11 protein-coding genes are annotated in these 13,866 nt (G+C 69.6%); 3 read left to right on the top strand and 8 right to left on the bottom strand.

The window, feature by feature from the left end; translation table 11 throughout:
• The first annotated feature begins 289 nt into the window (after positions 1–289).
• On the top strand, positions 290–2,179 hold the full coding sequence (locus AC5L3C_RS33780) for an ABC transporter ATP-binding protein (protein WP_493652909.1): 1,890 nt from the start codon (positions 290–292) through the stop codon (positions 2,177–2,179).
• A gap of 13 nt (positions 2,180–2,192) precedes the next feature.
• Here the strand turns inward: AC5L3C_RS33780 and AC5L3C_RS33775 are convergent, their stop codons facing one another.
• Together AC5L3C_RS33775 and hppD are read right to left on the bottom strand one after the other, a co-directional pair.
• Positions 2,193–3,701, bottom strand: a complete 1,509-nt coding sequence (locus AC5L3C_RS33775) for a tryptophan 7-halogenase (protein ID WP_493652908.1) — start codon at positions 3,699–3,701, stop codon at positions 2,193–2,195.
• Between the two features lie 85 nt (positions 3,702–3,786).
• A complete protein-coding gene (gene hppD / locus AC5L3C_RS33770) occupies positions 3,787–4,863 on the bottom strand; it encodes a 4-hydroxyphenylpyruvate dioxygenase (protein ID WP_493652907.1) in 1,077 nt (358 codons plus the stop codon).
• A 213-nt stretch (positions 4,864–5,076) separates the two neighbouring features.
• Between hppD and AC5L3C_RS33765 the strand changes: the two genes are divergently transcribed.
• Complete coding sequence (locus AC5L3C_RS33765) at positions 5,077–6,252, top strand: sulfotransferase domain-containing protein (protein ID WP_493652906.1); 1,176 nt, start codon at positions 5,077–5,079, stop codon at positions 6,250–6,252.
• A 7-nt stretch (positions 6,253–6,259) separates the two neighbouring features.
• Here AC5L3C_RS33765 and AC5L3C_RS33760 read toward each other — a convergent pair whose 3' ends face one another.
• The 5 genes from AC5L3C_RS33760 to AC5L3C_RS33740 all read right to left on the bottom strand — a co-directional run bounded on the left by AC5L3C_RS33760 (position 6,260) and on the right by AC5L3C_RS33740 (position 11,921).
• Positions 6,260–7,633 (bottom strand): sulfotransferase, encoded by a 1,374-nt coding sequence (locus tag AC5L3C_RS33760; protein WP_493652905.1) that lies wholly within the window; start codon positions 7,631–7,633, stop codon positions 6,260–6,262.
• Positions 7,634–7,704: 71 nt separating this feature from the next.
• Positions 7,705–8,958 carry a (3,5-dihydroxyphenyl)acetyl-CoA 1,2-dioxygenase DpgC gene (dpgC, locus tag AC5L3C_RS33755; RefSeq protein WP_493652904.1) on the bottom strand — a complete coding sequence of 418 codons (1,254 nt, stop codon included), beginning with the start codon at positions 8,956–8,958 and terminating at the stop codon, positions 7,705–7,707.
• Positions 8,955–9,611, bottom strand: coding sequence for an enoyl-CoA-hydratase DpgB (gene dpgB / locus AC5L3C_RS33750; protein ID WP_493652903.1), 657 nt, complete (start codon positions 9,609–9,611; stop codon positions 8,955–8,957). The genes dpgC and dpgB overlap by 4 nt, the downstream gene beginning before the upstream one ends.
• Entirely contained in the window at positions 9,605–10,732 is a 1,128-nt protein-coding gene (dpgA, locus tag AC5L3C_RS33745; protein WP_493652902.1) for a 3,5-dihydroxyphenylacetyl-CoA synthase DpgA, read from the bottom strand. The genes dpgB and dpgA overlap by 7 nt, the downstream gene beginning before the upstream one ends.
• A 100-nt stretch (positions 10,733–10,832) precedes the next feature.
• Positions 10,833–11,921 (bottom strand): alpha-hydroxy acid oxidase, encoded by a 1,089-nt coding sequence (locus AC5L3C_RS33740; protein ID WP_493652901.1) that lies wholly within the window; start codon positions 11,919–11,921, stop codon positions 10,833–10,835.
• Positions 11,922–12,307: 386 nt separating this feature from the next.
• Between AC5L3C_RS33740 and AC5L3C_RS33735 the strand changes: the two genes are divergently transcribed.
• Positions 12,308–12,757: a cold-shock protein gene (locus AC5L3C_RS33735; RefSeq protein WP_493654138.1), complete on the top strand. Its 450-nt coding sequence runs from the start codon at positions 12,308–12,310 to the stop codon at positions 12,755–12,757.
• A 220-nt stretch (positions 12,758–12,977) separates the two neighbouring features.
• On the opposite strand, the gene AC5L3C_RS33730 is transcribed toward AC5L3C_RS33735, so the two are convergent.
• A complete protein-coding gene (locus AC5L3C_RS33730; protein ID WP_164555769.1) occupies positions 12,978–13,814 on the bottom strand; it encodes an SDR family NAD(P)-dependent oxidoreductase in 837 nt (278 codons plus the stop codon).
• Positions 13,815–13,866: the final 52 nt, after the last annotated feature.

Genomic DNA, 13,866 nt, shown 5'->3' with positions numbered 1-13,866 from the left:
ACGGGCCACCGTTCCGGGGAGTTTGTGTGTCGGCAACGATCGTCCTCCTGCACCAACGACAATTCCGGGACATGTACCGCAGCCGGGATGCTAACAGAGCGTCACCGGGCCCACCAGGGACCGCAACTGCACAATTGGGCGGAGACACGGGCGTGTTGTCAGTCGTAGTCGGAAAGGGGATACTCGGCTGACAATTCCCGAAGGGGCGGATACATTTCGCCTTCCCGGTGTGCCCGTTCCCGGGCTTCCGCCGGACGCGAGCACGACGACGAAGGAGGTCCGCGCCCCCATGCTTGGAGGCACCGGGCCGGCTCGGCTGCGCCTCGACGACTCGGTCACCCGTCAGCAGGTCAGGCCCGGGACACTCAAGAGGATCATTCCCTACGCGAGGCCGTACCGGTGGCGCCTCGGCCTGCTGATGCTCGTGACGGCGTCCGACGCGGTCATCACCGCGACGATTCCGCTGATCCTCAAGTCGATCATCGACGACGGTGTCATACCGCGCCGGCTCGCGGTCGTCGTCGCGCTGTCCGTGACGATCGGCGTGCTGGCCCTGCTCGACGCGCTGATCCTGCACGTCCAGATCAGATGCTCGGCCCAGATCAGCCAGTCCCTCATCTACGACCTGCGCACCCAGGTCTTCCGGCATGTGCAGCGCCAGCCGCTGGCGTTCTTCACCCGCGCGCAGACCGGCTCCCTGGTCAGCAGGCTCAACACCGATGTCGTCGGCGCGCAGACAGCGGTGACGTCCTTGCTGTCGACGGCGGTGTCCGCCTTCCTCACCCTGCTGCTCGTGTTCGCCGCCATGTTCTATCTGTCCTGGCAGATGACGGTGGTGACGCTGCTGGTGATCCCGCTGTTCCTGCTGCCGAGCAAGGTCATCGGCAAGCGGCTGCAGCGGCTCACCCGGGAGCAGATGCAGCTGGACGCCGACATCGCCTCCATGATGAACGAGCGGTTCAACGTCGCCGGTGCGCTGCTGGTCAAGCTCTACGGGCGGCCGGAGGAGGAGTCCAGGCTCTTCGAGAGCCGGGCGGGCCGGGTCCGCGACATCTCGACGGTCACCGCGGTGTACGCACGCTCCCTGTTCCTTCTCATGGGGCTGCTCACCTCTTTGATCACGGCGCTGATGTACGGGTTCGGCGGCAGCCTCGTCATCGACGGGACGTTCCAGCTCGGCAGCCTGGTCGCGCTCATCACCCTGCTGACCCGGCTGTTCGGCCCGATCAACCAGTTGTCGAGCATGCAGGTGAACGTGCTCACCGCCCTGGTGAGCTTCGACCGGGTCTTCGAGGTGCTGGATCTGAAGCCGCTGATCACGGAGCGTCCCGACGCCCGCCCGGTCATGACCGCCGAGGACACCGGCGCGCCGGAGATCGAGTTCGACAAGGTGTCGTTCCGCTATCCGTCCGGGGACGGGGTGTCCCTGGCGTCCCTGGAGTCGATCGCGGCCGTCGTCCCCGAGCGCACGGACTGCGCCAACGTCCTGGACGAGGTGAGCTTCCGCGCGCCGGCCGGCCGGCTGACGGCACTGGTCGGCCGTTCCGGGTCGGGCAAGACGACGATCACCCGGCTGGTGCCGCGGCTGTACGACCCCGACTCGGGGACCGTGCGCATCGGCGGCCACGACATCCGGGAGGTGACCCTGGAGTCGCTGCGGGAGACGATCGGTGTGGTCAGCCAGGAGGCGCATCTGTTCCATGACACGATCCGGGCCAACCTGGCCTACGCCCGGCCGGACGCGGACGAGCGGGAGATCGTCGAGGCGTGCCGTGCCGCGCAGGTCTGGGACGTGATCTCCGCGCTGCCCGACGGGCTCGACACCGTCGTGGGTGAACGCGGCTACCGTCTCTCCGGCGGCGAGAAGCAGCGGATCGCCATGGCGCGGCTGCTGCTGAAGTCGCCGCCGGTGGTCGTGCTGGACGAGGCGACCGCGCACCTGGACTCGGAGTCGGAGGCGGCCGTCCAGCGGGCGCTGACGACGGCGCTGGAGGGCAGGACGTCACTGGTGATCGCGCACCGTCTCTCCACGGTCCGCGACGCCGGCCAGATCCTGGTCATCGACGAGGGCAGGATCGCCGAGCGGGGAACGCACGAGGAGCTGCTCGCGGCCGGTGGTCTCTACGCGGAGGTGTACCGGACCCAGTTCGCCCCGCAGAAGGCGGCGACGGAGCCGTGAGCGGCGGCCTCCGCTACCGGGCCGTCGCCTCGCTCCCTGGATGCTGCCAGAACATGCCGTCCGGTGAACTGACCAGCCCGCCGGGGAAGAGCGGTGCCTCCGCCTCGGAGTCCTCGCCGAGCATCGCCTGGTTCTGGACCTGGCCGCCCTCCCGCATCGCGTTGCGCACCACCTCGGAGCGGAAGAGGGGGACCATGGTGGCGTCCTGGCCGGTGCTGATCCGGTCCACCGCTTCCGAGAACTCGGCCGACCGCGCCCTCAGGCCGGTGGCCGTGGTCCGCTCGCCGGCGAGGGCCGTCTCCCCGGAGGCGACGCCGCCGACGAGTTCGATGAAGGACTCGAACTCCTCCCCGGAGCCGCCGGTGACCTTCTTCGCCTTCCAGAAGTACGAGTTCTCGTCGGCGTTCATGTCGTAGAAGGAGACGAGGAATTCATAGAAGACGCTGTACTCGCGGCGGTACCGGGCTTCGAACTCCTTGAAGGCGGTCTCCTCGTCGACCGTGCCCGCGAGGACGCTGTTGACGGAGCGTGCGGCCAGGAGCGCGCTGTACGTGGCGAGGTGGACCCCGGAGGAGAACACGGGGTCCACGAAGCAGGCGGCGTCGCCGATGAGGACCATGCCGGGACGCCAGTAGGCCGTGGCCTGGTAGGAGTAGTCCTTGCGCACCCGCAACTGCCCGTACTGGCCGGTGGTGACGCGTTCCGCGTCGGCCAGGTACTCCTTGACCAGGGGGCATTCGTCGATGAGCGCGAGCAGCGCCTTCTCGGGGTCTCCCTGGACCTTCTGGGCCATGTCGCGCCGTACGACGGCCCCTACGCTGGTCAGTTCGGGACTGAGCGGGATGTACCAGAACCAGCCGCTGCTGAAGGCGGCCGAGAGGATGTTCCCGGAGTAGGGCTGCGGCAGTCGCTTGCCGCCGGTGAAGTAGCCGAAGAGGGCGAGGTTCCTGAAGAAGTCCGAGTACTTCCTGGTGCCTCCGGCGCTGCCGTGGATCTGGCTCCTGTTGCCGGAGGCGTCGGCCACGTACCGGCTGAGGATCTCGTGCCGGGTGCCGTCCTCGCCCGTGTAGGCGACGCCGCGCACGCGCTCGCCGTCGTCCAGTACCTCGCTCACCGCGGTGCCCTCGCGGACGTCCACGCCGAGGCGGCGGGCGTGGTCCAGCAGGATCTGGTCGAATTTGGAGCGCTCCACCTGGTAGGCGTAGGAGGACGGGCCGGCCATTCTCGGTGACACCGAGAAGGAGAAGGTCCACGGGTCGGGGTTGGCTCCCCAGCGGAACGTGCCGCCGAGCTTCCTGGTGAAGCCGGCGGCCGCCAGTTCGTCGGCGACACCGGTGAGGCGGCAGACGCCGTGCACGGTGGCCGGCAGCAGCGACTCGCCGATCTGGTACCGCGGGAATCTCTCCTTCTCCAGGAGCACCACCCGGTGTCCCTGGAGGGCGACGAGGGCGGCGAGGGTGGAGCCGGCCGGGCCGCCCCCCACCACGACGACGTCGGCCTCTTCGGTCTGCGCCTGGTCCATGCTGCTCCTCCCGCTCCGTGGCAGTGCGCGACAGCCGGGGCACAGGTGCCCGGTACGGGGTCGCGGGCACCTGTGCCCCGGTGCTTCAGTAGCCCAGTTCCTGGCCGGCGGCGTGCTGCCGGTCCACCGCTTCGTAGAGGGCCTTGATGTTGTTGCTGCCGAAGGTGCGTGCGCCGCGGCGGTCGATGAGCTCGTAGAAGAGCGTCTTCCGGGGGTGCCGTGATTCGGTGAAGATCTGCAGCATCAGGCCCCAGTGGTCGCGGTCGGCGAGGATGTTGAGCTCGCGCAGTTCGTCCACCGGCACCGCGAGCGGGCCGAGCCGCTCGGGCAGCACGTCGTAGTAGCTGGGCGGGGTCGTGAGGAAGCTGACACCGAGCTCGGAGAATTCGCGCACGGCGGCGGTGATGTCCTCGGTGAGGAACGCCACGTGCTGCACTCCGGCGCCGTCGTGGGCGCGCACGAACTCGTCGATCTGTCCCGGCTTCTTCGTGATATCCGGCTCGAGGATCGTCAGGGTCAGTCCTCCGGAGTCGTTCTGCACGACTTTGGAGTCCATGGCCTGGTCACCGACGATGATGCGTTCCTCGAATATCTGGGTGAAACCGAATATCGAGCGGTAGTGGTCCACGGTGCGGTCGAGCTCGCCCGAGGGGACGCAGACCGCGATGTGGTCGATGTCCTTCAGCAGCCCCGGGGTGGTGTCCTGCGCTTGTTCCTCGGTGATGATGCCGGGGGCGAACGCACCGCCGGCGCCCTCCCGTTCGACGAAGCGGTGGGCGACGTCGCCGAAGGCGCGCACCGAGGCGAAGGTGACCCGGGCCCCCTCCTGCCCCATTTCGCCGGGGGGTTCCACGGGATCGGCACCGCGCGCGACGGCCTCGGTGAACGCCGTGCGGGCGTCGTCGGTCACGACGGCGATGACGGCGACGCCGTCACCGTGACGCCGGACGTAGTCGGCGACCGGATGGTCCTCCTCGAGCGGCGACGTCAGGAGCAGGCTGATGCCTCGCTGGCCGAGCAGCACCGAGCGGCACCCGGACAGTCCCATCTCCGGTCCGCCGCTGCCCCGGCGCCGGAAGCCGAACGCCTCGCAGAGATAATCGGCCGAGCTCTCTGCATCGGCCACATAGCACTCAAGATGATCGATGACGCCAATGTTCATGGGATTCCCCCGGTATCAGAATCGCATCCGCCAGCGGTCGGCATTCGGGGCAGGGATGCGTCGCACGCTACCTCACGATCACAGCCGGTGGGAACGGAGAACGGTGCGCGAAACAGCAATATATTCTTTCGCCGTTGATATCCCGTATCCCGCTGCGTCCTGTCCAAGTGGCCCGGCATTGACGGAAAAAGAACCCGTCAATAACCTACGGCTGTGATTCCTGTTGCCACCAGCGATGAGCAACTCCTCTTCCTCTTCCGTGAAGCGAGCGGGCTTCGGGCGGAACTCGACGCCCACCTCTCGGCGGCGGCGTACGACGGCCTTCCCCCGCACGGGCCCTTCGTCCTGGGGGCCATGGCCTTCCGGGGCGGGACTCCCACGGATCTCAAACGCGTACTGGGGATCACCGACCGTCAGGCCGGGGAGATCGTGGACGCGTTGGTGCGGCACGGCTACCTGGACCTGCGGGTCGCCCCGGCCGACCGCCGCCGGATCGGGATCGAACTGACCGACCGTGGCCGCGGCGTCGCCCTCTCGCTGTGGGACTTCCTGCGGACCGCGCGGTGGCGCCGGTTCCCTTTCCGGCCGGACGACATCGTCATCAGCACACCAGCCAAGAGCGGCACCACGTGGATGCAGATGATGTGCGTCCTGCTGATCCTGCGGACCACGGACCTCCCGGCACCGATGCCTCAACTGTCGCCGTGGCTGGACGACATGGCCTGCTCCGGCGAGGAGGTGTTCGCCGCGCTGGCCGGACAGCAGCACCGGCGGGTGATCAAGACGCATACGCCGCTGGGCGACATCGACCTGCCGCCGGAGGTCACCCGCATCGTGGTCGGCAGGCACCCGCTGGACACGGCGCTGTCGCTGTACCACCAGAGCCTCAACGTCGAGCCGTCCGGCGGCGGTACGGGGCCGGAAGAGGCGCGTCCCGCTCAGGAGCGGATGTCGCCGCGGGCGTGGCTCGCCCGGTGGATCGAGGACGACTCCCCCCGCGAGGGGCAGCCGTCCTCACTGCGGGGCATGATGTGGCACATGGCGGACGCGTGGTCCCGCCGTGACGATCCCAGGGTCCTGCTCTTCCACTACGAGGATCTGTCGGCGGACCTGTCGGGAGAGATGACACGCCTGGGGCGGCACCTCGGTCTGCCCACCGGCGGCCCCGGCTGGGCGGACCTGGTGGCCGGCGCCTCGTTCGACCGGATGCGCGCGGCCGCCGAGCGGATCCAGCCCCTGGGCCCGGCCCGGAACAACACGGCCTTCTTCCGGCGGGGCAGGTCCGGGTCGGGGACGGCCCTGCTGACCGGCGGTGACCTCGAGAGGTATCACGCCAGGGCGGCCGCCCTGGCACCCCCCGGCCTGCTGGAGTGGCTGCACCGCCGGTGAGCGGGGGTCACGGCCAGGTCGTCAGGTCGTCCGAGTAGCCCATCCGCGAGGCCAGCGCCCTGACGTCCTCGCGGTGCAGCACGCGGCGCAGCACCTCGTAGTTGCGGTACCACTTCGCGCGCTTGGGCGGCGTGATGGCGTTCATGGGCGCCATCCCGCGGACCGCGGGTTCCATGAAGTGCGAGCGGTCCGTGCCGAGCCAGTTCGCGAGGTCGTCGATGGCCCGTGTCCGCTCCGCGCGGGTGCCGATCAGGTCTTCGTAGGTGAGCCGGAGCACGTCGATGTCCTGGTGCTCCGCGAGGAATGCGAAGGTGGCCGTGTGCGAGGCGCACCACTGGGCGGCGCAGACCTCCTCGAGCGGGGACCGCGTGAGTTCCTGCCACCCGGGCGGGAAATCGAGTTTCCACCAGTCGCGGCTCCACGGGCGTCCCGGACCGGTGTATCCGGCGATGTCCAGGGGGGTGTCCACGCGGGCGTTGAAGAACCAGGGCGACAGCCACGCCTCGCGGTAGCTGCTGATCGCGGCGCCGGGGTTGCGTGTGAGGTGGATGACCCGGATGCGGGCGTCGGGGAAGAACGCGCGCAGGGAGTCCATCTTGTAGACGTTGACCGGTGTCTTGGTGACGACCGTCCTGCTCTCCACGTCCTGCCGGCTCGCCCGCTGCCACGGCCGGGGGACGGCGAGGGGGGCGAACTCGATGACGCTGTCCCCGTGCGGGCCGTGCGGCCGCGGCAGGTCCGGGAGGATGCTGTCGATCTCGTCCGGCGACACGTCGACGTAGTGGGGGTTCACCTCCTGGTAGCGGGTCGCCAGCATCTTGAGCAGGGTCAGGCTGACGGCCCGCGCCGGGTCGCCGCCGCGTTCCGGTCCGTCGGCCGCCCGGTCGGCGAGGGCCTTTTCCACCATGTCCTCGACCTCGGCGAGGGTCAGCGGCAGCATGGGCCACTGCACGATCCAGCGCCACAGGACGTCCTGGGCGTAGCGGGACCAGTCGATGCGGTTCCAGTCGTTGACGGGGTTGCCGATGTCGCTGCCCAGCTCCCGCTCGAGGAACGCGACGTCCCCGGTGAGGCCGGTGGTCCGCTCGCAGTCCGTCCCGTTGTCCGGGTGGGTCCACCCCGCGAGGCGCAGGACGGGCTGCATCTCGGCCTGGAAGTGCAGGAGGTCGGGAGCGCCCCGCAGGAGCTCGGTCAGCAGCGTCGTCCCGCCTCTGAACGGGGACGCGATGACCACCAGGTCCTTGACCGAGGTCCGGAACTCCCCGACCGGGGTCCGGACCGTGCCCAGTTCGTCGAGCCGCCTGCGGGCGGCGGCGAGGACAGGGTCGTGCGGGGCGGGTCCCGCGTCGGCTCCTGCCGTGTCGGGCTGACGGCTCCTCACCACGTACCTCCGTTGTCTGGCGCGTTGTCGGATGGTGTCCGGGGTTGTGCGGTGGCCTTGTGGGCCGGGGTTCAGGGCGGGGTCACGGGCGTCGGCCGGCTGAACCGGGCGGCTTTGTCGCTCACGTCCTCCGCGTTCAGGCGCAGGGCCTGTTGCAGGGCGAACTCCGCGATGTAGGCGCGGAACGCGTCGAGTGGTTCCTCCGCGAGATTGAGCATGCGGCGGTTCGGCACCACCGCCGGTGCCCTCAGTGCGTCGGCGGCCCGGTCGACGGCCGCGTCGATCCCGTCGGGCTCCACGACCTCGTCGATCAGGAGGCGCGCATCCGGTTCCGTCGCCCGGATCTTCCGCCCGCCGAGGACGACCTGGCGGGCCAGGCGCGCTCCTGCGACACGGCCGAGTCTGAGGTTGGACACGCCCGGGATGATGCCCTCCTTGGCGGCGGGCAGGCTGACGTAGGCGTCCGCGCCGGCGATCACATGGTCGAACACCAGCAGCAGCTGGCAGCCGCCGCCGATGGCGAAGGTGTCGACGGCGGCGACCCACGGCTTCTCGACCGTGGCCGACCGCCATGCGTCGTCCCGCTCGACGAGCAGCCCCCGGACGAGTTTGCTGATGTATCCGACCTCGCGTCGCAGGAGAAAGCCGACGAGGGATATCTCCCCGGCGTGCAGGGCCTTGAGGTTGATGCCGGCGCTGAAGACCCGTCGGCCGCGGTAGCGGGGGTGGGTCATCGTCCCGCCGCGCACCACGCCGACGTGCACAGCGGGGTCGAGGAGGGCGAGATCGACGGCCGTCTCCATGTCGTCGACCTGGCGGCCGTCCTCGGCGTTGAGGCAGTCGTCCCGGCACATGGTCAGGTGGGCCACGCCGTCACGGCGTTCCAGCAGTACCGAGGTGGTCCGCAGGACTCCGGTCCTGCGGAACTCCGGCAGCAGCCGCAGCGCGCGTGCGGTCGGCTGGAGCATCGACGTCAGCAGGTGCCCGCCGGCGGCCGCGGAGCGCAGCACCCCGCGCAGGAAGATGCCCTGGTCGATGTCCCGGCCGGCCCGGTCGGCCGGTGACTCCGCGGGGCGGGCGGGCGGCACCAGAGCGGGGAAGGCGTCGGCCGCGGCGGCCACCAGTTCCGCGATCCCCGGGCGCGCCGACCGCCCGTCGGTGAGCCGGTCGTAGATCTCTTCGGCGTGCCGGTCCATGAACGCGGCCCGCAGGCGCCTGACCTGGTCCGTCGTCGCGGGCTCCCCGGTGCGGGCCGCCGCGTCGGTGATGCGGGCCAGGTCGCGGCGCAGGTCCGTGGTCGGCGCCTCGGGCGCCTCCCGCGTCACCGGGCCGCTCCCGAGGAGTTCTGGCGGAGCGTCCGGTCGCATGCCGCCAGGTGGGCGCCGAGCGCCTCCTCGAAGCTGATCGTCGCGGCGTCGTGCATGAGCCGGCGTCGGATCGCCAGTTCGCGGCCGGAGCGGTCCGCGGCCGAGGCCGCAGCGGTGGCCAGGGCGTCGAGGGGGTCGTCGGTGATCTCGTCGAGAAGGCCCAGCGCCAGCGCCGTCGCCGCGGTCAGCGGCTGCCCGAACAGGATGGTCCGCCGGACCGGTGCGACGCCGGCCTGCTGGACGAGCCGGTACAGGGCCATGCCGGGCCATACGGGCGCACCGCCGGGGGCGGTCTCGAGGCGGGTGCCGGGGGTCGCGATGCGGTAGTCGGTGGCGAGGAGCGCGTCGAGCGCGATACCGCCGACCGGCCCGGAGGCGACCGAGACCGTTGTCGCGGGCAGCCGCTCGAGCCGTCGCAGCGCCCGTTCCCACTTGCTGACCAGGGCGACATCGGCGTGGGCGGGCGCGCCGTCGGGCACGGCGGTGACCGACACGGCGAGGAAGCCACCGCGCTCGGCCTCGGCGCAGGCCGCTTCGACCGTGCGGACCAGGGAAGGTGTCGGATGCCCAGAGCCGTCGATCTCCAGGCCGAAGCTCGTGCCGCTCACCATTGGACCAGCGCCGTCTCCAGAGTGGAGCCGGGCCCCATGGTCATGAGCACTCCGTAGTCGCCGGGGTCGGTCACCTGCTCGTTCAGCAGTCGTTCGTAGGAGAACAGGAACGATCCGCTGGAGACGTTGCCGTAGTCGCGCAGGACGCCGGTGGTGTGCCGTACGTCATGGCGGCTCAGTCCGAGGTTGACGACGATCGCGTCGATGACCTTCTTGCCGCCCGAGTGGACCAGCCAGTGGCCGATGTCACCGCGGAGCAGACCGGTCCCGGCCAGCAGCCGGTCGACGACGGTCTCGGCGTGCGCGCCGACGACGTAGGGGATCTGCGGGTCTAGGTAGAAGCTGAACCTGTCGAGGTCCCGGTCCCAGTCGTAGCGCATGGCGTCCACGGCCTCCGGGATGGTGCAGCTGGCGAACCGCAGGATGCGCGGGCCGTCGCCGGCGTGGGTGCCGGGGGTGTTGGCGTCGGCGGCCACGGCCACCGCGGCGGCGCCGTCGCCGAAGAGGCTGTTCACCACGGCGGTACGCATCGTGGTGTCCACGGCGTAGGCGGCCGAGCAGGCTTCGGAGCACAGTACGACGCCCAGGTCACCGGGGTTGGCCACCGACCAGCCGGCGACCAGGTTCAGGGCGTTGAGACCCGCGTTGCAGCCCATCCCGACGATGTCCGACCGGCTGCAGTGCCGGTCGATGCCCAGCTCGCGGATGATCAGCGCGCTCAGGCCGGGGGTGAGAAATCCCGTCGAGGTGACACAGCACAGGTGCCGGAGGTCGGACAGACTCGCGTCGGCGCGCTTGAGGCAGGCCTCCAGTGCGCGGATGCCCGTCTCCACGGCGTGGGTCCTGTGCTTGTCGAGGAGGTCTCCCTGCGCTTCGGGGACGGGGCGGCCGTCGGCGCCGATGGGGGGCAGCACCAGGTGCCGCCGCTCGATGGCGCTGTTGAGGAAGACGCCCCTGGCCTTGGGATCGGTGATGCCGAAGACGTCCAGCACCTCCTGCTGCGAGTACGAGAGCGGCGGAACCGCCGTACCCACGCCGACGATGCGCGCCCGCACGGTCGTGGCGGGCTCCGGCCGGACCGGTGCCCGCAGCACCCCTGGCCGCACGCTGTCGATGGTCATCGGAAGGTCCACCCCCACATGCGCTGCTTACTGCGGATGATGCGTTTGACGCTCCACTGGGGCATCACGCGTCTCCCCTTTCCGCCTCGGTGGTGAGTCATCAGGTGTGGTACTCGACGGCCTCGGGCGAGGATTCCCGAGGCCGTGCGGGACGTACGAGTTCGAGCGGTACCGCAGCCGCGGAAGCGGTGCCGGTGAGGGCCATCGCGTCGGTGAGCTCGTCGGTCAGCAGATCGATCACCCCCGCGACACCGTCCTCACCGTCCACCGCGAGTCCGTACAGCACGGGGCGGCCGAGCAGGACGGCGTCCGCGCCCATGGCCCGGGCCGCCAGGACGTCGGCTCCCCGGCGCACGCCGCTGTCGAGCAGAATCGTGCAGGCGCCTCCCACCGCGGCGACGACGTCCGGCAGCGCTTCCAAGGACGCGGGTGCGCCGTCGAGTTGGCGTCCTCCGTGGTTGGAGACGATGATCGCGTCCACCCCCGCCGAGACCGCCCGCACGGCGTCCGCCGCGGTGAGGATCCCCTTGAGCACGACGGGGAGCCGGGTGATCGACCGCAGCCAGTCCACCACGTCCCAGTTCATCGCCGGGTCGAACTGGCTCAGGGCATGGCGGGCCGGGTTGTCGAAGCCGTCCCCGTGCAGGTTGGCAGGCCGGACATCCGGTGGCAACCGGAAGCCGTTGCGCAGGTCGCGCAGCCTTCTGCCCAGGCGGGGAGTGTCGACCGTGAGGACGACCGCCTCGAAGCGGGCGCGTTCGGCGCGCTCCACGAGCCGCCGGATCGCCGCACGGTCGCGCAGGCAGTAGATCTGCAGCCAGAGGGGCGCCGCGGCGGCCGCGGCGAGATCCTCACAGCTGTGTCCGGAGAACATGCTGACGACGACCGGGACACCGCGCGGCCCCGCCGCCCGCACCGTGGCCAACTCGCCCTGCGGGTGGGCCAGGGTCTGGTACCCCATGGGTGCGACGGCGAACGGGGCTCCCCAGGTACGGCCGAGGACTTCGGTGCGCGGTTCCGGCGCGGTGACGCCGGTCAGTACGGAGGGGCGCAGGCGTACCCGGTCGAAGGCGGCGGTGTTCGCCAGCAGGGTGCGCTCGTCACCGGCGCCGCCTTCGAAGAAGTCCCAGACGGGCCGGTCCAGTCGTTCCCGTGCCAGTCGCGCGTAGTCGCCGAGCGAAAGCCGCATGAACCCCTCCCTGGGCACGTCCCTGGGCACGGACGCAGTCGGCTCATCTTCGAGCGCGGCCGACCCGCGGTGCAAGGGAATTCATTGAACAATTCACCGTCGGCGCGGGCGGCGGAAATAAGGGCACGAATTCCTGATTGCGCTGAATTCACCGCTCTTCAATGCGAGATGATGAGGCATTGGTATTGTTCGCACGGCGTGCTGGTATGCTGACGCTCCGCCGGGGTTCTTCCGGCGACTCGGCCGGGGCGAGTGGGGTGTTCAACTGCAGCGCGACGTCAGTTGAACAGTCGCGACCGCCCGTCCGCGCCGGGAGCGTCTCATGGTGGGACGCGGTTTCTGTGCGGTTGTTCGGGAAAGCGCTCGAGGATGTTGGTGGGGTTGAGATGGCGGTAGGCAGGGTTATTCGTTTTGACGGGGTGCGGGGGTATGGGTTCATCGCTCCCGAGCATGGCGGGGAAGACGTCTTCCTGCACGCCAACGACCTGTTGGTCCCGGAGTCTTCCCTCCGGTCCGGTACATGGGTCAAGTTCGAGGTCGAGCAGGGCGACCGCGGGCCGAAGGCGTCGCACGTCGAACTCGCCGAGGGACCTGCGACGGCCATGGCGCCGCCGCCCGCGGGCCGGTCGGTCATGGTTCCGCCGTTGCAGGCACCCGCGTCCGGGTTCCAGAGCGGTGAGGAACCCACGTGCGACGTGCTGAGCGTCCCGGAGTACACCACGGAGGTCACGGAGCTCATGCTGAGCGCCGTCCCCTCGCTGACGGGGGAACAGATCACACGGCTCCGCCAGCGATTGGTGGAACTCGGCAAGAGCCACGGCTGGGTGGACGGCTGATCGCGGACACCCGGTCCACAGGAACTGCCCAGGGGCGGTGCCGGATTCCTCCGGCACCGCCCCTCGTCGTGCGCCACCCTCGTCGACGCGGGCTCTGGGCAGCCACTGTACGGTCACGATAGGCTTGCGCCTGAGGGAAGTTGTACCCGAAGGGGCGGACGCGGCGACGACTAAAGAACCGCTCGACGGCATCGTCGAGACACAACCCGTACGAGAGGGTTCACCGCACTCCTACCAGCTGCTCCGTGATGTATTTCAGGCGCAGCGCGTCCTCGGCGTCGAAGGCCTTCTTTCCGAGGTCCACCGGCTTTTTCTTCCAGCGCGCCACAAATGGTTCGGAAGGCGGATTGTCGAGGAGCTCGACCATGGGCTTGATCGCTCTTTCCACGGGGGTCGCCGCGAGCGCGAACGCGGCCCTGGTCATCAGCCTGAGAGGGAGCGGCAGGGAATTCGGCATCCCGGTGGAGACCACCCCGGGGTTGTACCCGATGTACGTCACGGGGCCGGTGCCGTGGGCGGCCGCGAAGCCGACGCCCAGCAGGTCGTTGGCGCGGAAGGACTGAAGGGTCGCCCTGTTGCCGTTGTAACCGCGCTCGAACTGAAGGTCGTCCCAGTGGACCGAGCCAAGGCCGACGCCCGGCGTGCCCACATTCATGATCACGGGCTGCTTCGTGCGCTGGAGCGCGTCCAGCAGGCCGTAACTGAGGACAAATCGGCTCAGATAGGCGAGCGCGAAGCTGTACTCGAACCCTTCGGGTGTGACCGAGCGCTTACCGAAGAGTCGGTAGCGCTGTGCGCACAGGACGAGTTTGTCCACGGACGTATAGGTGTCCTCGATCTCCTCGACCAGTCGCCGGGAACCCGCGACGGAGGTGAGGTCGACGGAGAGGAAATGGATCCGGCCGGCTGCCGAGATCTCGCGCGCCTCCTCGATTAACGCCTCACCTTTGGCCTGCGTGCTGCCGATGGCCAGGACCCTGGCGCCCGCCTTCAGATAGTGGAGGGCGATTCCCTTCCCCAGGCCATCGGTTCCGCCCGTTACGACGACCGTCTGCATGTACTTCTTTCCCTCCGTGTTAGAAAATCCGAACCACAAGTCATCCACTGGT

It is taken from the genome of Streptomyces speibonae (assembly GCF_984686075.1).
The sequence above is the reverse complement of the archived record's forward strand: the minus strand, read 5'-3'. Positions and strand labels throughout refer to the sequence as shown.

Excerpts from the sequence above, each read along its gene's own strand:
- AC5L3C_RS33730 (WP_164555769.1), bottom strand. The coding sequence starts at position 13,814 with ATGCAGACGGTCGTCGTAACGGGCGGAACCGATGGCCTGGGGAAGGGA.
- AC5L3C_RS33780 (WP_493652909.1), top strand. The coding sequence starts at position 290 with ATGCTTGGAGGCACCGGGCCGGCTCGGCTGCGCCTCGACGACTCGGTC.
- dpgB (WP_493652903.1), bottom strand. The coding sequence starts at position 9,611 with ATGGTGAGCGGCACGAGCTTCGGCCTGGAGATCGACGGCTCTGGGCAT.
- AC5L3C_RS33775 (WP_493652908.1), bottom strand. The coding sequence starts at position 3,701 with ATGGACCAGGCGCAGACCGAAGAGGCCGACGTCGTCGTGGTGGGGGGC.
- dpgA (WP_493652902.1), bottom strand. The coding sequence starts at position 10,732 with ATGACCATCGACAGCGTGCGGCCAGGGGTGCTGCGGGCACCGGTCCGG.
- AC5L3C_RS33740 (WP_493652901.1), bottom strand. The coding sequence starts at position 11,921 with ATGCGGCTTTCGCTCGGCGACTACGCGCGACTGGCACGGGAACGACTG.
- AC5L3C_RS33735 (WP_493654138.1), top strand. The coding sequence starts at position 12,308 with ATGGCGGTAGGCAGGGTTATTCGTTTTGACGGGGTGCGGGGGTATGGG.
- hppD (WP_493652907.1), bottom strand. The coding sequence starts at position 4,863 with ATGAACATTGGCGTCATCGATCATCTTGAGTGCTATGTGGCCGATGCA.